General features: G+C 70.6%; 18 protein-coding genes. 9 read left to right on the top strand and 9 right to left on the bottom strand.

The window, feature by feature from the left end; genetic code table 11:
* Positions 1–12: 12 nt before the first annotated feature.
* From OHT52_RS07320 to OHT52_RS07310, 3 genes are all read right to left on the bottom strand, one after another.
* Positions 13–216, bottom strand: coding sequence for a DUF397 domain-containing protein (locus OHT52_RS07320; protein WP_328719320.1), 204 nt, complete (start codon positions 214–216; stop codon positions 13–15).
* A gap of 304 nt (positions 217–520) precedes the next feature.
* Positions 521–724, bottom strand: a complete 204-nt coding sequence (locus OHT52_RS07315) for a DUF397 domain-containing protein (RefSeq protein WP_387366664.1) — start codon at positions 722–724, stop codon at positions 521–523.
* Positions 724–1,563: a helix-turn-helix domain-containing protein gene (locus OHT52_RS07310; RefSeq protein WP_328719318.1), complete on the bottom strand. Its 840-nt coding sequence runs from the start codon at positions 1,561–1,563 to the stop codon at positions 724–726. Before OHT52_RS07310 ends, OHT52_RS07315 begins: the two co-directional genes overlap by 1 nt.
* Before the next feature lie 152 nt (positions 1,564–1,715).
* Between OHT52_RS07310 and OHT52_RS07305 the strand changes: the two genes are divergently transcribed.
* From OHT52_RS07305 to OHT52_RS07290, 4 genes are all read left to right on the top strand, one after another.
* Positions 1,716–1,910 (top strand): hypothetical protein, encoded by a 195-nt coding sequence (locus tag OHT52_RS07305; protein WP_328723645.1) that lies wholly within the window; start codon positions 1,716–1,718, stop codon positions 1,908–1,910.
* A 74-nt stretch (positions 1,911–1,984) separates the two neighbouring features.
* Positions 1,985–2,479 (top strand): NUDIX hydrolase, encoded by a 495-nt coding sequence (locus OHT52_RS07300; RefSeq protein WP_328719317.1) that lies wholly within the window; start codon positions 1,985–1,987, stop codon positions 2,477–2,479.
* Positions 2,480–2,699: 220 nt separating this feature from the next.
* Complete coding sequence (locus tag OHT52_RS07295) at positions 2,700–3,203, top strand: hypothetical protein (protein WP_328719316.1); 504 nt, start codon at positions 2,700–2,702, stop codon at positions 3,201–3,203.
* The gene (locus OHT52_RS07290) at positions 3,200–3,538 is read left to right on the top strand and encodes a hypothetical protein (protein WP_328719315.1); all 339 of its coding nucleotides are present in this window, start codon (positions 3,200–3,202) and stop codon (positions 3,536–3,538) included. Before OHT52_RS07295 ends, OHT52_RS07290 begins: the two co-directional genes overlap by 4 nt.
* A gap of 15 nt (positions 3,539–3,553) precedes the next feature.
* Here the strand turns inward: OHT52_RS07290 and OHT52_RS07285 are convergent, their stop codons facing one another.
* Positions 3,554–4,426 (bottom strand): haloalkane dehalogenase, encoded by an 873-nt coding sequence (locus OHT52_RS07285; RefSeq protein WP_328719314.1) that lies wholly within the window; start codon positions 4,424–4,426, stop codon positions 3,554–3,556.
* Positions 4,427–4,516: 90 nt separating this feature from the next.
* On the opposite strand from OHT52_RS07285, the gene OHT52_RS07280 reads away from it, so the two are divergent.
* Entirely contained in the window at positions 4,517–4,999 is a 483-nt protein-coding gene (locus tag OHT52_RS07280) for a MarR family winged helix-turn-helix transcriptional regulator (protein ID WP_328719313.1), read from the top strand.
* A 159-nt stretch (positions 5,000–5,158) separates the two neighbouring features.
* Here OHT52_RS07280 and OHT52_RS07275 read toward each other — a convergent pair whose 3' ends face one another.
* A complete protein-coding gene (locus OHT52_RS07275; protein WP_328719312.1) occupies positions 5,159–8,554 on the bottom strand; it encodes a tetratricopeptide repeat protein in 3,396 nt (1,131 codons plus the stop codon).
* Between the two features lie 290 nt (positions 8,555–8,844).
* On the bottom strand, positions 8,845–9,324 hold the full coding sequence (locus tag OHT52_RS07270) for an ArsI/CadI family heavy metal resistance metalloenzyme (RefSeq protein WP_328719311.1): 480 nt from the start codon (positions 9,322–9,324) through the stop codon (positions 8,845–8,847).
* A 79-nt stretch (positions 9,325–9,403) separates the two neighbouring features.
* On the opposite strand from OHT52_RS07270, the gene OHT52_RS07265 reads away from it, so the two are divergent.
* The 3 genes from OHT52_RS07265 (at position 9,404) to OHT52_RS07255 (ending at position 11,437) form a co-directional block, all read left to right on the top strand.
* Entirely contained in the window at positions 9,404–9,808 is a 405-nt protein-coding gene (locus tag OHT52_RS07265; protein ID WP_328719310.1) for an ArsR/SmtB family transcription factor, read from the top strand.
* Positions 9,805–10,923 carry an ACR3 family arsenite efflux transporter gene (gene arsB / locus OHT52_RS07260; protein ID WP_328719309.1) on the top strand — a complete coding sequence of 373 codons (1,119 nt, stop codon included), beginning with the start codon at positions 9,805–9,807 and terminating at the stop codon, positions 10,921–10,923. Before OHT52_RS07265 ends, arsB begins: the two co-directional genes overlap by 4 nt.
* 100 nt (positions 10,924–11,023) lie before the next feature.
* A complete protein-coding gene (locus OHT52_RS07255; protein WP_328723644.1) occupies positions 11,024–11,437 on the top strand; it encodes an arsenate reductase ArsC in 414 nt (137 codons plus the stop codon).
* 18 nt (positions 11,438–11,455) lie between these two features.
* On the opposite strand, the gene OHT52_RS07250 is transcribed toward OHT52_RS07255, so the two are convergent.
* Entirely contained in the window at positions 11,456–13,345 is a 1,890-nt protein-coding gene (locus OHT52_RS07250) for an ABC transporter ATP-binding protein (RefSeq protein WP_328719308.1), read from the bottom strand.
* Complete coding sequence (locus OHT52_RS07245; protein WP_328719307.1) at positions 13,342–15,150, bottom strand: ABC transporter ATP-binding protein; 1,809 nt, start codon at positions 15,148–15,150, stop codon at positions 13,342–13,344. Before OHT52_RS07245 ends, OHT52_RS07250 begins: the two co-directional genes overlap by 4 nt.
* A 158-nt stretch (positions 15,151–15,308) precedes the next feature.
* On the opposite strand from OHT52_RS07245, the gene OHT52_RS07240 reads away from it, so the two are divergent.
* Positions 15,309–16,184 (top strand): DUF6461 domain-containing protein, encoded by an 876-nt coding sequence (locus tag OHT52_RS07240; RefSeq protein WP_328719306.1) that lies wholly within the window; start codon positions 15,309–15,311, stop codon positions 16,182–16,184.
* Here the strand turns inward: OHT52_RS07240 and glgX are convergent.
* The gene (gene glgX / locus OHT52_RS07235) at positions 16,161–18,368 is read right to left on the bottom strand and encodes a glycogen debranching protein GlgX (RefSeq protein WP_328723643.1); all 2,208 of its coding nucleotides are present in this window, start codon (positions 18,366–18,368) and stop codon (positions 16,161–16,163) included. The two genes, OHT52_RS07240 and glgX, sit on opposite strands and share 24 nt — an antisense overlap.
* Between the last annotated feature and the right edge of the window lie 166 nt (positions 18,369–18,534).

Below are 18,534 nucleotides of genomic sequence, written 5' to 3'. Positions count from 1 at the left end.
CGGCGTCCCAGGTCAGCCGACGAACCCTTCGGCCTTGACGCCTGCTAGGAACGCGGTGAATGAGGTGGCGGAGAAACCCAGCACCGGGCCGCTCGTGTTCTTGGAGTCCCGGATGGGGACGATGCCGTGTACCGAAAGAAGGTTCGCCGCGACTTCGACGCAGTCGCCGCCGTTGTTGCTGTAGGAGGACTTGAACCAATGGGGGGACTCAGTCATCACAGGGTTCCCTTCCGTACGGCTCGATCATGGTCAAGGACGGTGCCTGCGAGAGTTCCTCGGATTACGGCACCTGATGGTAGGTCGACAACAGCATTCGAAGGCGAGCGTGTTGCGGGATTCAGCCATCGGTGCAAGGTGGGGAGTTGGCGTGCGGGCCAGGACGGTCCCCGACGGCGAGCGGCCGACGTGGCAGGCCGACGCTTGACTAGCACCTTCAGCGGGTCTCGCCGCCGGTCAGCGGACAGCCCCACCGCGCGAAGACACGGTGGGGCTGTCTGTTGCTGGCAGGGTCGCTCGGTGGTCAGCCGGCGAACCCTTCGGACTTGACGCCTGCGACGAACGCGGCGAAGGAAGTGGCGGAGATGTCCAGGACCGGACCGCTCGTGACCTTGGAGTCGCGGACGGGGACCATGTTGTGCGAGGCGGCAAGATTGACAGCGACCTCGACGCACTGCCCGCCGCCGCTGCTGTACGAGGACTTGAACCAACGGGGGGACTCGGTCATCACGGGGTGCCCTTTCGTACCTGTTCGATCATGTCCAGAGACGCTGCCTGGGAGAGCGCCTCGGTTTGCAACTGATGGTAGGCCGTCAACATCGCCAGCGCGTAACGGCTTTCGCGCTCAAGGTGCCCTCGCTGGGACGACTCCGCATAGGACATGAGGGAGCGGTCGGGAAGCGTCAGGACGGTCACGGGGAGGGTGCAGGCGCGGCGCTCTCCCATGGTGAACGGTGCTACCTGCAGCGCGGTGTTCGGCAGGTCGGCGAACTCCAACAGACGAGCCAGCTGCGCGTCCCAGACGGCAGGGGCCCCCACGGGGCGGCGGATGCAGCTTTCGTCCAGCACTACGAAGACCAGGGGTGGGCGGCGGCGCACCAGCACTTCCTGTCGCTGCGCCACCAGGGCCACCCGCTCCTCGGCCTGCTCCGGCGTCGCAGCTCCTCGCTTGACCTCACCCCCTTGGATGGCTGACGCGTAGGCCGGTGTCTGCAGAAGGCCCGGTATCACCCCGACCTCGTACAGCCTGATTTCTGCCGCCCGAGCCTCGTGGGACACGTACTCCGGGAAGCCTTCGATCAGCGACCCCTGCCGGATCTCGCGCCACTCGCGTTCGAACGAATCGGGAGTGTCGGCCGTGCCGAAGGCCGCGTCAACATCTCTTGAGAAACCAAGGGTTGGCGACTTGCGAGCAGTTTCCACCGCAGAGATATGCCTACTGGAGTACGCACCCTTCGCGGCCAGCACGTCCTGTGTCCACCCTCGGTCCTCGCGGAATCGTCGGAGACGTGCGCCATAAGCCGCCTCCGGGCTCGCCTCGGGGTTCAACTCTCTTCGGTTCACCATGGTCGGGCGTAACCCTCCCTTCGCGCCTAGCGGGTTGAGGACATCCCAACGATAGGCCACTCTGAGCACCCTTGGTAGCCAAACTGCTACAGAGAGGAGTGGTCGTGCATGCGTCTGATGGTGCCTCTCCGTCGCCGGTGGTCGGGAGGCTGATGGTGGACACCGGCCGCGATGGCCGCATCGGCGAGTTCCGAGGAGTCGCGGGCCCCTACTGGTCGTTGCGCCCCCTCGGTGGCGGGCTCGAATGGGAAGCCGAACCCGGACTCGTCCGGCCGGCGACCCCGATAGAGCGACTGCGGGCCGAGAACGCCCGCTGCAACGCCCGGAGTCGGAGTGACGTGCTGTGAGGGAGCCGAGCGTGCGTGAGCCAGTGGTCCAGGAGTCGGCGGGGCCTTGTGACGGCAGAGTGGAAGGGAAATCCATGGCACAGAACGACGACATCGAACTACCCGCCCCCGTCCGGCGGGTCGGCGCCACCGTCCTGGTGCGTGACCCCACCGGGGCCGTACTGCTGGTCAAGGCTCCCCGTGAGAGCGAGTGGGGTCTCCCCGGCGGTGTGGCGTACGAGGGGGAGACCGTGGCTGAAGCGGCCACCCGCGATCTGGTGGAAGTGACAGGCCTCGTACGGCACTTGACGCTCTTTGCCGCGCTCGACCTGATCCCGGCTCCCCGGGGCAGCCGCTCCGCGAACGGGTTCGACGTCGTCGGTGACGGCGGCACGCTGAGCGCGGAGGAAGCCGCCCGCGTGGCCGTCCCCGAGGGTGCGGAGGACCGGGTCGCCGAACTCCGCTGGGTGCCACTGGACCAGGTGGAGCTCGTCGCGGCCGGTCTTGTGGCCCGGCGTATCCGTCAAGCCGTGGCCGCGTTCGAGCACGGGCAGCAGCCGCTGTTGCTGAACGGTCTCGTAGCCGCATGACTTCCTGAGGGCCGCCTTCGGGCCGCCCCGATCGGCTCATCCCGGAGCCGTAGCCCCGGCCGTAGCCCCGGAGCCGGAGCACTCCGCAACACCTGTCCGCCGGCCCGGCCCCACCCCGCTGCCACGTGGTCCCCGCAGTGCGGGTGCGAGCACCGCTCGGCCCCTCCCGCCGGGTCGGGCGGGGATTCCACCTGTCCACGAAGCTCCCGTGAGGCCTCTCGTGCTGCAATGCACCGCTGTCTGCCGTATCCCCGAGATCGACGCGCTGGTCTTTCTGACCGCCATGGAGGGAGCGCCCGAGCAGCCCGTCGACCACCTCTCCTTACTCGACGAGTACGCGCTCTGTGAGCTGGGCGAGCATGCCGAAGACGTCGAGCACGCCGCCTTCATCGGGGGTGCTGAGGACGGCTCCGACATCGACCTCTGGATGTACTGGGACGACGGTCTGCCGGCCCGGTTCGCTGAGTCCCGCTCGTGCCGTGCCGTCACGTGGCTGATCAGCCTGCCCCACAGCGTGGACCGGTGCACACTGCCCCCTGGGCACCCGCCGGGCCATTCCTGGGACGTGACGGACCCGCTCGGTGACCTGTTGGACGAGGCCGCCCGCCGAGCTGCCAACCCCCTCCCGGACGAGCGTGCGGACAAGTGCACGGGCGAGCACACCGACGAGCACGCGAACGGGCACGGGGACCGGCACGTGGACGACCGGGGCGACACGCCATGACGGAAGCGCGGTACTTCCACTGCAACGACACGCGGCGGGCGCCATGGGCGGAGGCCGCCGACCGCCATCTGCCGGCCGACGTACCCCGCTCGGTGACCTGCGAACTCGCCCGGAACCACGACGGTGATCACGCGGACCACCTCGACTACCTCGGGCTCGAAGACGGGGACGTCTGGGCGTACTGGAACGAGGCCGACCACGTCACGTACGCGGTCATGCCACCGTGCCAAGTGGCCGACCGGACACTCCCCGGGATTCGGCAGGACCCCTGCCACCTGTACGCCGGTCATCCCCCGGGGCACTCGTGGGACTTCGTGGACATGCTCCACGACTGAGTCATGGTCCTCTGGTCAGCCTTGCCGGTCGCCGGTCAGAGCGTGCCGTCGAGCCCATGCGCCGATCTCGTCGGCGATGGCCCGGGGTCGGTCCTCTTGCGCGTGATGACCGGCCGGGCCGCAGTGCCGGGTTTCCAGTGCGGCGATGTTCTCCGCGCACCAGTCGGCCATCTCCTTGCCGATCAGCAAGGTGGGCGAGGAGTCGAAGGTGAGGAGCAGTTTGGGTACCTCGCCGCTGTCCGACAGCCACCTGCCGTACCGCCCGACGCGTTCGGCGACCTCGGTCGGCTCCCCGTCCAGCGGGAGCGAGCGTGCCCATTCCAGTATCGGGCGGCGGCTCTCCCGAGTCGGGTACGGAGCCCGGTAGACACGCATGTCCTCCTCGCTCACCGGGTTCAGCACCCCGCCGGTGAAAGCCGACTCCAGGAAGGAGTTCCGGTCGAGCACCAGCGCTTCCCCCTGCGGCCCGCGCATGGCCAGGGCGCGCGAGCGCGGCCCCTCGCCCAGCTCGTTCCAGGACATCGGACGCACGATGGCCTCGAAGAACGCCACACCACGGACGCGGTCCGGGTGGCGTGCTGCCCAGTCGAACGCGAGCGCACCGCCCCAGTCGTGGCCGACGAGCACCACCTCGTCCAGACTCAACCGGTCGAACCAATCGTCCAGATAGCGGGCGTGGTCGGCGAACCGGTACGGCACCTCGGGCTTGCCGGAGCGGCCCATGCCGATCAGGTCGGGGGCCAGCAGGCGGGCGGGCAGGTCCACCGCGGGCAGCACCTCGCGCCACAGATGGGACGAGCCGGGGTTGCCGTGCAGAAAGACGAAGGGGGTGCCGTTGCCGGCGTCCTCGTAGAACATCGTCGAATCCAGAACGTTCGCCACTGGCATGACGTCCTCCGTATCGTTCGTCCCACTAACGTTCCCTGGCTCGACGAAGATAGATTGTTAGTGGGACTAACGCAACGGTAGAATCGCGGCATGAGTAACAGCACGCCCGACTCGGGGCGTTCGGCCGACCGGCGGCCCGGTGCCGCGCGGCTGCGCCATCTGCGGACCAGGCTTCTGTCACTGGCCGCGCTCCAGTCGGATCGCCTGGTGAACGAGGAGTTGACGCGCGCGGGCGCCCGCAAGTGGCACTACGCGGTGCTCGCCACCCTGGACGAGTTCGGGCCCGCCAGTCAGGCGGAACTCAGCAGCCGCACAGGGATCTACCGCAGCGACATGGTCGCGGTGATCAAGGAACTGGCCGATCGCGCATGGGTGGAACGCTCACCCAACCCCGCCGACCGCCGGCAGAACATCATCGTCCTCACCGAACAAGGAAGCAGGCAACTCCCCGAGTTGGACGGACTGCTCGCTCGGGTGGAAGACGAAGTGCTCGCACCGCTGACCCCTTCGGAACGCGATCAGTTGGCCCGGTTGCTCGCCGCGCTGGTGGATCATCACGGCCAGGCGATGTGAAGGAGCCTCGCCCAGTCATGGTGGTCCGCATGACGTGGACGCGCGCACGGCATCGACGCCGAGGTCAAGACGGTGCAGGTGTCTTCCCGGGCCTGGAGGTCGACAGGAGCGCCCCTCGCGGACACGGTCTGACCTCGGCCGGGAAGAACCGGTGGAGACTCATGCCGAGGAGTGCTCGACGATCTGGTCATGGCACTGCCGGGCGCGGTCTCCCACCCCGTCTGCCACCGCGAAGAGCTCGACCAAGTACGTGAGCAGATCCGCGATCTCACCACGACCGGGGTGCGTGGCGAGCAACTCCTCCGTTGCCTCCCTCACGCTGCTTTCCGTATCGAAGAGCAGGCGTCGGAACAGGTCGGAGAGCGGGTCGGGAGCTTCGTCCGGGAGGCTCGGGGAAGCGGCGAGCAGTTGACGCCACCGCTCCGTACACGCCTCGAATCGCCCCTCCACGGTCTCGAGCATGAGCCTTTCGAACGCGCAGGATTCGGCTCCTGGGTGCGTTTCGGCGGCTCGCTCCATGTCCGCTCTCGCCTTGTCGAGATGGCCGGCCTGTCGGTGCGCTTGGCTGCGGGCTGCGAGTGCCCAGGCGTAGGTGGGGTTGAGTTCGAGCGCGTCGGTCAGGTCGGCGACGGCCTGGTCGTAACGGCCGGCCTGTATCTGTGCCTGTCCGCGGGATGCGAGTGCCCAGGCGTAGGCCGGGTTGAGTTCAAGTGCGGCGGTGAAGTCGGCGATGGCCTGGTCGTACCTGCCTGCCTGCCTGTGTGTCTCTCCGCGTGCTGCGAGTGCCCAGGCGTAGGTGGGGTTGAGTTCGAGTGCGGCGGTGAGGTCGGTGATGGCTTGGTCGTAGCGTCCGGCCTGTCGGTGGGTCTGTCCTCGGGAGGCGAGTGCCCAGGCGTAGGTGTGGTCGAGTCCGAGTGCGGCGGTGAAGTCGGTGACGGCCTCGTCGTAGCGTCCGGCCAGTCGGTGGGTTTCTCCGCGTGCTGCGAGTGCCCAGGCGTAGGTGGGGTTGAGTTCGAGTGCGGCGGTGAGGTCGGTGATGGCTTGGTCGTAGCGTCCGGCCTGTCGGTGGGTCTGTCCTCGGGAGGCGAGTGCCCAGGCGTAGGTGTGGTCGAGTCCGAGTGCGGCGGTGAAGTCGGTGACGGCCTCGTCGTAGCGTCCGGCCAGTCGGTGGGTTTCTCCGCGTGCTGCGAGTGCCCAGGCGTAGGTGGGGTTGAGTTCGAGTGCGGCGGTGAGGTCGGTGATGGCTTGGTCGTATCGGCCGGCCTGTCGGTGGGTCTGTCCTCGGGAGGCGAGTGCCCAGGCGTAGGTGTGGTCGAGTCCGAGTGCGGCGGTGAAGTCGGTGACGGCCTCGTCGTAGCGTCCGGCCAGTCGGTGGGATTCCCCGCGCTCTGCGAGTGCCCAGGCGTAGGTGGGGTTGAGTTCGAGTGCGGCGGTGAGGTCGGTGACGGCTTGGTCGTATCGGCCGGCCAGTCGGTGGGTCTGTCCTCGGGAGGCGAGTGCCCAGGCGTAGGTGGGGTCGAGTCCGAGTGCGGCGGTGAGGTCGGTGATGGCTTGGTCGTAGCGTCCGGCCTGTCGGTGGGTCTGCCCTCGGGAGGCAAGTGCCCAGGCGTAGATGGGGTCCAGTTCGAGTGCGGCGGTGAGGTCGGTGATGGCTTGGTCGTAGCGGCGGGCCAGTCGGTGGGTTTCTCCGCGTGATGCGAGTGCCGAGGTGTAGGTGGGGTCCAGTTCGAGTGCGGCGGTGAGGTCGGTGATGGCCTGGTCGTAGCGTCCGGCCTGGGTGTGCGCCTGTCCGCGGGATGTGAGTGCCCAGTCGTAGGTGGGGTCGAGTTCGAGTGCGGCGGTGAGGTCGGCGACGGCCTGATCGTGGTGGTCGAGCCATCGATGAGTCTCTCCGCGCCGGGCCCAGGCGTGGGCGTTTAGGTCGTTGTGGGCGATCGCCCGGTCGAACTCGGACAGCGCCTCTTCGTCCCGGTCGCAGAGGTAGAGGTGGATGCCTCGGTACGTGTACGCCCAGCTCCTGCTCTCGGCGCTCAGCCGGTCGTGGGACAGCAGGACTCCGAGACAGGCGAGAGCGGGATCATCGCCGTTGAGAGCGTCCCGAAGACGCCCTGACCAGTGGAGCAGGGAGGAATCCGCGGCGTCCTGCGCTGCTTGCTCCAGTGCTTCGACCCACTGCCGCAGTACGGCGGAGTCCTGACCTGCGGCATGGGCCACGTGTTCGAGAGCGGACGGCAGACCGGTGCCCCCCGGGTGGGCGCACAGTCGGTGGTACGTCTCGTCGAGGCGGTGCCGGCGCCACGTGGGGTCTTCCCAGCGCTTGGCCTCGGGGAGGCGCTCCTCGACAGCCGCGCGCCAGGCGGCATGGGTTTCGGCGAGCCGGGCGTGCGCCGAAGCCCAGCCCTGCGGGGAGTGGGTGCGCTGCTGGCGGATCATGCTCGCGCGGACCACCGCGTGATAGTGCTTGTAGCCGCTGCGGCCGTTGACGAAGGGCTGCCCGCACAGCCACTCCCACAGCGGTTCCGCCGCAGGGCCCGCTGCGGCGGCGAAGATGTCTTCGTTCAGCTGAAGGGGCAGGGCACACGCCCGCACGGCGTCACGCTTGTCCGGGTCCGTGATCCACTGCACGAAACGCTCGACGGCCACATCCGCGATGTCCCCTCCCGCGTCGACGTCCTCGACCGTGTCCGGGCGAGCCAGGGCGAGGAGTTCGACGAGCAGCGGAAGTCCCATCGAGAGCTGTAGCACCGCCTCCACCACCGACGTATCCGTCACGCCCCGCGAGGTCAGCAGCGAGCGGGTCTCCGTCGCGGTGAAGACTTCCAACGGCACGTCCGCGACTTCGTCCCGCAGCGGCGCCCACTCCCGCTCCGGCAACTCGTCACGGCCGGCCAGCACGACGACGAGGTTCGCCGGCACCGGGCCGAACTCCTCGTCCAACAGGCTCAGCAGCCACCCGTCCAGGTACTGAGCCGTCTGCTCCCACGTGTCGAAGAACAGCACCACCCAACGCTGCCGACGGCACAGCCGCTCCAGCTCGGCGACGAAGGCACGGCTCAGCCCCGTCTCGTCGCCTCGGCCACCGCGCCGCTGCTGACGGGAGCGCGACGCCGACCGAATCCGGTCCAGCCCCTGGGCGGCGGCATCCGGATTCGCCATCGCCGTCACGACCCCCGCGCCCGGAATCAACGAGACCGCCCCCAAGGCGGCTTGCGTCACCACCCGGCTCGACACCGACGCCTCACCCTCCGCGGGTGTCGGCTCAGCATGCGTCGCCTGCTCCCGACGGAACTGCTCGACCGCCTTGTCGAAGTCCTTGCACGGCCCGCCCTGCGCCGCCAACTGCCGGGCCAGCTCGGTCAGAGCCTGCCGCACCCCGTGGACATCGTTCTCGTCCACCACCGCCGTCGCGGCATCAGCACGCCTGGCCGCCTCCTGCCACTGGCGCAGCAGCGTGGACTTCCCCACGCCACCCACCCCGCGCACATGGAACAGGAAGTCCGCCGGATCCTCCTCGGACTGCGGGTCCTTCGACAGGTTCTCCGTGAAGAGGGCCAACTGCGCACGCCGACCGACGAATCGGGCCTTCGCGCGCTGCCGGATCAATGCCCCCCGAGACAGGCCTCGCGTATCCGACCCCGACATCCCCGTACCCCCGTCACTTGCCCACGTCGCCCCGAGAACGGCACTGCGCGGGTCCACGCTTCTCGCACCAGACACAGGCCACCAGTGTCCTGTCCAGGCCCGCGCCTGTCAGCCGAGCGCGGCAGGCAGCCGGCCTTCGGGGCTTCTTTCGGCCAGAGCTACGGAGTTCGGGACGCATTCCTGATCCTGGCCGGCGGCGCTCCTCACCCGCCGCAGCCGCACCCTGCGGCCGGGGTCACGGCGTCGCCCGCTTCCGGCCGGTCCGCGCAGCAGGTGTCCCCGGAGGGCGCGAGTGCGGGGCTCTTGCCGAGCCGGTCGGCGTCGGCCTTGACGGTGTAGACCTCCCAGGGCTCCTTGCCGGGGCCGTGGACCCACACCTTGTCCTGGAGTGCGTAGCAGCAGGAGGTGTCGTTCTCCTCGAAGGTGGCGAGCCCGGCGTCCTTGAGGCGGGTGGTGGCGGCGGTGACCTCGTCGGTGGACCCGACTTCGACGCCCAGATGGTCCAGGCGGGTCTCCTGGCCCGGCTCGCCCTCGATGAGGACCAGCTTGAGCGGCGGGGTGGTGAGGGCGAAGTTCGCGTAGCCGGGGCGCCGCTTGGCGGGCTCGGTACCGAACAGCTTGGAGTAGAAGGTGACGGACGCTTCGAGGTCCGCGACGTTGAGCGCGAGCTGGACACGGGACATGGTGTCTCCCCGATCAGGTTGTATCGATGTCTGTCGATTCAAGGTTGCATCCTGAATCGAGAAACGTCAATATAGAAGGATGTCGAAACAAGAGCTCGTGGTGATCGGCCAGGACGGTGCCGGGGGATGCTGCCCCGGTCTGCTGGCCTCCCCGCTGGACGAGGAGCGCGCGCAGGCGCTGGCGAAGGTGTTCAAGGCGCTGGGCGACCCGGTGCGGCTGCGCCTGCTGTCGATGATCGCCTCGCGGGCGGGCGGTGAGGTCTGCGTCTGCGACCTCACCCCGGCCTTCGACCTGTCGCAGCCGACTATCTCCCACCACCTGAAGCTGCTGAAGCAGGCCGGGCTGATCGACTCGGAGCGGCGCGGGACGTGGGTGTACTACCGGCTGCTGCCCGAGATGACCGACCAGCTGGCCCTAGTACTCTCCCGCCCCGCCGATCCTGCCGGGGCACTTGCGCCCGCCTCCGCGGGGACCTCTTCGTGAGCGGGGGCGGAACGGCGCACGCGGAGCCGGCCGCCCGGCGGCTGTCGTTCCTGGACCGGTTCCTCGCCGTGTGGATTCTCGGCGCGATGGCCGCCGGCCTCGGCCTGGGCCGCCTCGTACCGGGGCTGGGCGACACGCTCGCGAAGGTGACCGTCACCGGGGTCTCGCTGCCGATCGCGCTCGGCCTGCTCGTGATGATGTACCCGGTCCTCGCGAAGGTCCGTTACGACCGCGTCTCCACCGTCACCCGCGACCGGCGCCTGCTCGTCCCGTCCCTGGTGCTGAACTGGGTCGTCGGCCCGGCGCTGATGTTCGCGCTCGCCTGGATCTTCCTGCCCGACCTGCCCGAGTACCGCACCGGCCTGATCATCGTCGGCCTGGCCCGCTGCATCGCCATGGTGGTCATCTGGAACGACCTGGCCTGCGGCGACCGCGAGGCAGCCGCCGTCCTGGTGGCACTCAACTCGGTGTTCCAGGTCCTCGCGTTCTCGGCGCTGGGCTGGTTCTACCTCGGCGTGCTGCCCGGATGGCTCGGGCTGGAACAGACCTCCCTGGACGTGTCGGTGTGGGAGATCACCCGCTCCGTACTGATCTTCCTCGGCATCCCGCTGCTGGCCGGGTTCCTCACCCGGCGGCTCGGCGAGAAGGCCAAGGGGCGTACCTGGTACGAGACGAAGCTGGTCCCCCGGATCGGACCGTTCGCCCTGTACGGGCTGCTGTTCACCGTCGTCGTGCTCTTCGCCCTCCAGGGCGAGGCCATCACCTCGAAGCCGCTGGACGTCGTCCGCATCGCGCTGCCGCTGCTGGTGTACTTCGCGGTGATGTGGGCCGGGTCCCTGGCAGCCGGCCGCGCGCTCGGACTCGACTACCCGAAGGCGGCCACGCTCGCGTTCACCGCCGCGGGCAACAACTTCGAACTCGCCATCGCGGTCGCCGTCGCCACCTTCGGCGCCACCTCCGGCCAGGCCCTCGCGGGAGTCGTCGGCCCCCTCATCGAGGTCCCCGTCCTGATCGGCCTCGTCCATGTCGCCCTCGCCGTACGCCACCGCTTCCCCGGGCCCGGCGGCCCGGCAGCCGTACCGGCCACCGCTCCGGAAGGTTCCGCCCGTGTCTGAGCCCGTGTACGAGCCCGTGTCTGAGCCCGAGCCCGAGCCCGAGCCCGAGCCCGAGCCCGAGCCCGAGCCCGAGCCCGAGCCCGAGCCCGAGTTCGATCCGATGCCTGGGGCCAAGCCGTCCGTGCTGTTCGTGTGCGTCCACAACGCGGGCCGTTCCCAGATGGCCGCCGCCTGGCTCACCCACCTCTCCCGAGGCCGGGTCGAGGTCCGGTCCGCCGGTTCCGCACCCGCCGACGCCGTGAACCCGGCCGCCGTACGAGCGATGGCGGAGGTCGGCATCGACCTGTCCGCCGCGACCCCGAAGGTACTGACCGCCGACGCCGTACGGGCATCGGACGTGGTCATCACCATGGGCTGCGGCGACAGCTGCCCCGTCTTCCCCGGCCGGACCTACCTCGACTGGCAACTCGACGACCCCGCAGGCCGGGGCGTCGACGCGGTCCGCCCGATCCGCGACGAGATCGAGCGCCGGGTACGGGACGTGCTCGCCGAACTCCTCCCGGACGTGTCCTGACCGGCAGGAGCGTGGCGCTCAGGCCAGGCTCTCCCGCCACGCCCGGTGCAACCCCGCGAACCGGCCCTCGCCGCCTATGAGTTCGGCCGGTGAGCCGTCCTCCACGATGCGGCCGTGCTCCATGACCAGCACCCGGTCCGCGATCTCCACCGTGGACAACCGGTGCGCGATCACCACCGCCGTACGGCCGTGCAGCACCGTGTCCATGGCCCGCTGCACCGCGCGCTCGCCGGGGATGTCCAGGGAGCTGGTCGCCTCGTCCAGGATCACCACCGCCGGGTCGGCCAGCAGGGCCCGCGCGAACGCGACCAACTGGCGCTGCCCGGCGGAGATCCGGCCGCCCCGCTTGCGTACGTCGGTGGCGTACCCCTCCGGCAGGCCCTCGATGAACTCGTGCGCCCCGATCGCCTTCGCCGCCCGCTCGATCTCCTCCGGCGTCGCGTCCGGGCGGCCGATCGCGATGTTCTCCGCGACCGTCCCGGAGAACAGGAACGCCTCCTGCGTCACCATCACCACCCCGCGCCGCAGCTCCGGCGTGGACAGCTCCCGCAGATCGACGCCGTCCAGCAGCACCCGGCCGTCGGTCGGGTCGTAGAACCGGGCCAGCAGCTTCGCCAGCGTCGACTTGCCCGCGCCCGTCGAACCGACCACGGCCACCGTCTGACCGGCCGGCAGGGTCAGGTCGAAGCGCGGCAGTACTTCGCCGCCGGTGCGGTACGCGAACCGGGCGCCGTCGAAAACGACCTCCCGGCCCGGCTGCTCGCCGCGCAGCGCGGGCAGCTCCACCGGGGCGGCGGGCTCGGGCACGGACGGGGTCTGCGCCAGCAGGCCCGCGATCTTCTGCAGGGACGCGGTGGCGGACTCCCAGGAGTTGAGGACCATCGCCAGCCGGTCGATCGGGTCGTACAGCCGGCGCAGGTAGAGCACCGCCGCGGCCAGCACACCCAGCGCCAGGGTGCCCGAGGCCACCCGGTAGGCGCCCCACAGCACCATGCCCGCGATGGCGATGTTGGCGATGAGCCGGGAGCCCACCACGTAACGGGCCATCTCCAGCAGGGTGTCGCCGTTCGACCGCTCGTGACGGCGGTTGAGGGTCTCGAACACGGCGTCGTTGGCCCGCTCGCGGCGGAAGGCCCGCACCGGCCGGATGCCGTTCATCGTCTCGGCGAACTTCACGATCACCGCCGCCGTGGCGGTGGACCGCACCGCGTACGCCCGGCCCGCGCGCGCCTGGTAGACGCGCACCAGCAGATAGAGCGGCACGAACGAGAGCACCGCGATGGACCCGATGCCGAGGTCCAGCCAGAGCAGCATCCCCGAGATGAAGACGAAGGAGAGGACCACCGTGACCAGCTCCTGGAGACCCTCGCTGAGCAGCTCCCGCAGGGACTCCACGTCGGTGGTGGACCGGGAGATCAGCCGGCCCGAGGTGTAGCGCTCGTGGAAGTCCACGCTCAGCGCCTGCGCGTGCCGGAAGATCCGGCCGCGCAGGTCCAGCAGCACGTCCTGGTTGATACGCGCCGAGCCCCGGATGAAGGCGTACTGGAGGTAGCCGCCGCCCGCCGCGCAGAGCGCGTACCCGACGCCCACCGCGATCAGCGGACCGTGGTCGGAGTCGCGGAACGCGGGCACCCCGCGGTCGATGGCGTACGCCACGAGCAGCGGGCCCGCCTGCACGGCGGCCTGCTGGACGAGCAGCAGCACCACGGTCACCAGGACCCGGGCGCGCAACGGCCGCAGCAGCGAGGCGAGCAAGGTACCGGTGGCGCCCGGCGGGGTGGGCAGGGCGTCCCGGTCGAAGGCGTCACCGGACTCGGGGGCGGCCCCCGGGCCGGTCGTACCCGGGGTGCCGTCGGCGGGCCCGGTGCCGTCGGCGGACGGGGTACCGGTGGTGGTGGTACTGGTCATGGGGTCGTGGCCTCCTCGGCGACCGTGATGCCGGGCCGTTCGGCGCCCGACATCAGCCAGGCGTACTCGGCGTTCGCCCGCAGCAGTTCCTGATGGGTACCGACAGCCGCGATCCGGCCCCCGGACAGCAGCGCGACACGGTCGGCGAGCATCACGGTGGACGGCCGGTGAGCGACGATCACCGCCGTGGTCTCCTCCAGCACCTGCCGCAGCGCCGCCTCCACCCGGGCCTCGGTGTGCACGTCCAGCGCGGAGAGCGGGTCGTCCAGCACCAGGAACCGGGGCCGGCCGACCACCGCGCGGGCCAGCGCGAGCCGCTGGCGCTGACCGCCCGACAGACTCAGCCCCTGCTCGCCGACCTGGGTGCCGGTGCCCTCGGGCAGCTCGTGCGCGAAGTGGGCCTGGGCGACGTCCAGGGCACGGTTCAGGTCCCCGTCGTCGGCGCCGTCCGCCCCCATCAGCACGTTCTCGCCGACCGTGGCCGAGAACAGCGTCGGCTCCTCGAAGGCCACCGACACCAGCGAGCGCAGCCGCGCCCGCTCCATCAAGACGACGTCCTCACCGTCCAGGGTGATCCGCCCGCCGGCGAGCTCGTGCAGCCGGGGCACCAGGGCGGTGAGCGTCGTCTTGCCGGAACCGGTCGCTCCGACCAGCGCCATCGTCTCGCCCGGCCGGACGTGCAGATCGATTTCGGCGAGCACGGGCACGGAATCCGGGGCCGCGTCCGGGTAGCGGAAGGAGACCCCCTCGAAGACCATCCCGGGCGCGGTGCCGGCCGCAGCACCGGTGGAGCCCCCGGACGCGAGCCCGCTCTCCTCCGCCACGTCCATGACCTCGAAGTAGCGGTCGGTCGCGGTCGCCGCCTCCTGGCTCATCGCGAGCAGGAAACCGATCGACTCCACCGGCCAGCGCAGCGCGAGGGCCGTCGACAGGAACGCCACCAGCGTCCCCGCCGACAGGTCGCCGTCCGCCACCTGAACGGTGCCGAGGACCAGCGCCGCGCCGATCGCCAACTCCGGCACCCCGGTGATGAGCGCCCAGATCCCCGCCAGCAGCCGGGCCTTGGTCAGCTCGGTCGAACGCAGCCGGTGCGACAGCTCCCGGAACGCCCGCGCCTGGCTGCGGTGCCGGCCGAACCCCTTGATGATCCGGATGCCGAGCACGCTCTCCTCGACGACCGTCGTCAGATCGCCGACCTGGTCCTGGGCGGTGCGCGCCGCGAGGGAGTACCTCGACTCGAAGATCGAGCTGAGGATCATCAGCGGGACCGCCGGGGCGAGCAGCACCAGCCCCAGGGTCCACTCCTGGACGAACAGGATGACGAACCCGATGGCGATCGTCACCGTGTTGACCAGCAGGAAGGTCAGCGGGAACGCCAGGAACATGCGCACCAGCATCAGGTCGGTGGTGCCGCGCGACAGCAGCTGACCGGAGGGCCAGCGGTCGTGGAAGGCCATCGGCAGCCGCTGGAGACGGTGGTACAGGTCCGCCCGCATACCCGCCTCGACCCCGGCCAGCGGCCGGGCCACCAGCCACCGCCGCAGCCCGAACAGCACCGCCTCCACGATGCCCAGGAGAAGCAGCCACAGCGCCCCCAGCCAGACCCCGCCCGGGTCACGGTCGGCCACCGGACCGTCCACCATCCACTTGAGCACGAGCGGGAAGACGAGGCCGAGCCCGGAAGCGACCACCGCGACACACGCGGCGGCGAGCCAGCGGGCTCGTACGGGACGGAGGTAGGGCCACAAGCGCTTGAGGGAGCGCACGGTGGACCGGTCCGTGCGCTCGGCGGGGTTCGGGGGCATCAGGGGTGATCCTATGTTTCACCACTGACCACCCCCACCGGGTTTTCCGGCCGACCGGGAGCTCCGGCTCCGCACCGGTGGCGAGAGACCGGGAACCGCCACACGCTTCAGGCTCGTCGAGTACCGGACAGTGTGGGCGTTCCTCCTGGGAGAACAACGTGAGCGACGGTCTTCAGTGGATGGTCGGCAGGACCTCCAGTTCCGGTTGGATGCTGGACGTGCACTTCGCCCGGGGCATCGGCGCCGAAGAGCTGGCGGTTCGCATGGGCGCGCGGGCGGGCTCGGCGGCGGAGGCGATGACCGACGACGAGATCACCGGTCTCGACATCGACGCCTACCCCGGCCGGGGACCGGGCAGCGCCGTCGTCCGCGTCGGTGAGCACGCCGGCTGGGCGTTCGCGATCACCTACGGCCCCTACCTCGACAAGCTGGACGAGGTCGCGCGCGACGGCGTGGAAGCCGTCCACTACCACCACAACTCCGAGCATCCGCCCACGCACGTCTCCTACGGCCGTGACGGCCGCACAGTCACCGGATTCGGCCTGTGCGAGGAGTACCGCCGGTACGGCGAAGGGGGCGATCCGCTCCTGCCGGAGCTCGTGGCCGCCGGAATCCTGCGCCCCGACGGCGCGGCTCTCCGCGACCCCGGCATCGACGACCACGACGGACACCGCCGCCGCACTCTGGCCGTCTTCGAAGAACGCTTCGGTCTCTCCCTGCCCCGCACCTCCCTGGCCGGGGGCCGCCTCCCCGTCTACGCGGTCATGGGCTCCCCGGCGGCCGACTTCGAGGAGATCCACGCCTGGGCCGCGGCGAACGGCAGCCCCCTCCCCGACGAACGCCTCCGCCTGATTCCGGCCGGCCTGCGCGCCGCGTACGAGCGGGCCACCGGACCCCGGTGGCGGGGCCGCCAGAGCGGTGTGGACCGCGCCCCCGCCCAGGGTGGGTTCCGCACCAGCGGCGTCCTGCCGGCCCGCCCCGTAGACCCTGCGGGCACAGGGCTGCGCCCGCTACGCCGTCACCCGCAGCAGTAGCACCGAGCGCCCCGGCACCGTGAGCACCGTGCCGCCCGGGTGGACCGTGCCGGGTGCCTCGGCCTGGTCCTCCCGGGAGGTGTCGAGGACGAGCTCGTAGGCACCGGCCCACGGCGGGCCCGGCAGAGCGAAGTCGGCCGGGCGTTCCGCCGCGTGCAGGATCGCCAGGAAGCTGTCGTCCACGATCTGTTCGCCCCGCGCGTCCCGGCCCGGGATGTCCCGCCCCGAGAGGAAGAGCCCGAGCGTCGCGGCGGGCGCGTACCAGTCCTGGGCCGTCATCTCCTCGCCGTGCCGGGTGAACCAGGCCAGGTCCCGCAGCCCGTCCGCGGTCTGCGGCCGTCCCGAGAAGAAGGCCCGGCGGCGCAGCACCGGATGGGTGTGGCGCAGCCGCAGCACCCGGGCGGTCAGCTCGGTCAGCCCGCGCCAGCCCGGGTCGTCGAGGAGCGACCAGTCCACCCAGCTGATCTCGTTGTCCTGGCAGTAGGCGTTGTTGTTGCCGCCCTGCGTACGCCCCATCTCGTCACCCGCCACCAGCATCGGCACCCCGGTGGAGAGCAGCAGGGTGGTGAGCAGGTTGCGCAGCTGGCGGCGGCGGAGCGCGTTGATCTCCGGGTCGTCGCTCTCGCCCTCCGCGCCGCAGTTCCAGGAGCGGTTGTCGCCGGTGCCGTCGCGGTTGCCCTCGCCGTTGGCCTCGTTGTGCTTGTGGTGGTAGCTCACCAGGTCGCGCAGGGTGAAACCGTCGTGCGCGGTGACGAAGTTGACGGAGGCGTACGGGCGCCGCCCGCCCCAGGCGTACAGGTCGCTGGAGCCGGAGAGGCGGTAACCGAGGTCGCGCACGTCCCCCAGCGCGCCGCGCCAGAAGTCGCGCACGGCGTCGCGGTAGCGGTCGTTCCACTCGGTCCACAGCGGTGGGAAGGCGCCCACCTGGTAGCCGCCGTTGCCCACGTCCCAGGGCTCGGCGATCAGCTTCACGCGGCGCAGCACCGGGTCCTGGGCGATCACCGCGAGGAACGGGGAGAGCATGTCCACGTCGTGCATCGAACGCGCCAGCGCCGCCGCCAGGTCGAAGCGGAATCCGTCGACGCCCATCTCGGTCACCCAGTACCGCAGGGAGTCGGTGATCAGCCGCAGCACGTGCGGCTGCACCACGTGCAGGGTGTTGCCGCAGCCGGTGTAGTCGGCGTACCGGCGGGCGTCGGACTGGAGGCGGTAGTAGCCGCGGTTGTCGACGCCCCGCATGGACAGGGTCGGGCCCAGCTCGCCCGCCTCGGCGGTGTGGTTGTAGACGACGTCCAGGATCACCTCGATCCCGGCGTCGTGCAGGGCGCGCACCATCCGCTTGAACTCGCCGACCTGCTGCCCGGCGGTGCCGCTCGCCGCGTAGTCGGCGTGCGGGGCGAAGTAACCGATGGAGTTGTAGCCCCAGTAGTTGTGCATCCCGCGCCGGAGCAGATGGTCCTCGTGCGCGAACTGGTGCACCGGCAGCAGCTCCACCGCCGTCACCCCCAGCCGCTTCAGGTGCTCGATCGCGGCGGGGTGGGCGAGACCGGCGTACGTGCCGCGCAGCTCGGGCGGGATGCCGGGGTGCAGCTTGGTGAAGCCGCGCACGTGGAGCTCGTAGATGACGGAGTCGGCCCAGGGCGTCTTGGGACGCCGGTCGTCCATCCACTCGTCCTCGCCGCCGGGGAGATCGTCGTGGACGACGACCCCCTTGGGCACGAACGGCGCCGAGTCGCGTTCGTCGCGCACGGTGTCGGCGACGTGCTGCTGCGGCCAGTCCCGCATGTGGCCGTAGACCTCGGGCGGCAGCGCGAAGGTGCCGTCCACGGCACGGGCGTACGGGTCGAGCAGCAGCTTCGCGGCGTTCCAGCGGGCCCCCGTCCACGGGTCCCAGCGGCCGTGGACGCGGTAGCCGTACCGCTGGCCGGGACGCACCCCCGGCAGGAAGCCGTGCCAGATCTCGTGGGTCAGCTCGGTCAGCCGGCACCGGGTCTCGTGCCCAGCCCCGTCGAAGAGGCAGAGCTCGACGGCCTCCGCCCCGCCCGCCCACAGGGCGAAGTTGGTACCGGCCACCCCGTCCGGGCCCACCCTGAACCGCGCGCCCAGCGGCATGGGCGCGCCCGGCCACACCGGGGGCGGCACGGCTCCGTCCTGGCCCCCCGCGGGGGCACCGGACTGCGGCACACGGGTGGTGTTTCCCGATGCCCCCTCGTCCGCGCGCACCGGTCGTACCGGCTCCTGCACGGCTTCCTGCTCGGCTGCGCTCGACACTCCCGGCCTCCTGCGGCTCGTGGGGACGGGCAGAACGGGAGACGCGCGGCGTCCCGGCCGCGGCCTCCCGGTGAAGTCC

The sequence above is a fragment of the Streptomyces sp. NBC_00247 genome, from assembly GCF_036188265.1.
Taxonomy (GTDB): Bacteria; Actinomycetota; Actinomycetes; order Streptomycetales; family Streptomycetaceae; genus Streptomyces.
This window is presented reverse-complemented; position numbering and strand designations above follow the sequence as displayed.

Excerpts from the sequence above, each read along its gene's own strand:
- OHT52_RS07320 (WP_328719320.1), bottom strand. The coding sequence starts at position 216 with ATGACTGAGTCCCCCCATTGGTTCAAGTCCTCCTACAGCAACAACGGC.
- OHT52_RS07315 (WP_387366664.1), bottom strand. The coding sequence starts at position 724 with ATGACCGAGTCCCCCCGTTGGTTCAAGTCCTCGTACAGCAGCGGCGGC.
- OHT52_RS07310 (WP_328719318.1), bottom strand. The coding sequence starts at position 1,563 with ATGGTGAACCGAAGAGAGTTGAACCCCGAGGCGAGCCCGGAGGCGGCT.
- OHT52_RS07305 (WP_328723645.1), top strand. The coding sequence starts at position 1,716 with ATGGTGGACACCGGCCGCGATGGCCGCATCGGCGAGTTCCGAGGAGTC.
- OHT52_RS07300 (WP_328719317.1), top strand. The coding sequence starts at position 1,985 with ATGGCACAGAACGACGACATCGAACTACCCGCCCCCGTCCGGCGGGTC.
- OHT52_RS07290 (WP_328719315.1), top strand. The coding sequence starts at position 3,200 with ATGACGGAAGCGCGGTACTTCCACTGCAACGACACGCGGCGGGCGCCA.
- OHT52_RS07285 (WP_328719314.1), bottom strand. The coding sequence starts at position 4,426 with ATGCCAGTGGCGAACGTTCTGGATTCGACGATGTTCTACGAGGACGCC.
- OHT52_RS07280 (WP_328719313.1), top strand. The coding sequence starts at position 4,517 with ATGAGTAACAGCACGCCCGACTCGGGGCGTTCGGCCGACCGGCGGCCC.
- OHT52_RS07270 (WP_328719311.1), bottom strand. The coding sequence starts at position 9,324 with ATGTCCCGTGTCCAGCTCGCGCTCAACGTCGCGGACCTCGAAGCGTCC.
- OHT52_RS07265 (WP_328719310.1), top strand. The coding sequence starts at position 9,404 with ATGTCGAAACAAGAGCTCGTGGTGATCGGCCAGGACGGTGCCGGGGGA.
- OHT52_RS07255 (WP_328723644.1), top strand. The coding sequence starts at position 11,024 with ATGCCTGGGGCCAAGCCGTCCGTGCTGTTCGTGTGCGTCCACAACGCG.
- OHT52_RS07250 (WP_328719308.1), bottom strand. The coding sequence starts at position 13,345 with ATGACCAGTACCACCACCACCGGTACCCCGTCCGCCGACGGCACCGGG.
- OHT52_RS07245 (WP_328719307.1), bottom strand. The coding sequence starts at position 15,150 with ATGCCCCCGAACCCCGCCGAGCGCACGGACCGGTCCACCGTGCGCTCC.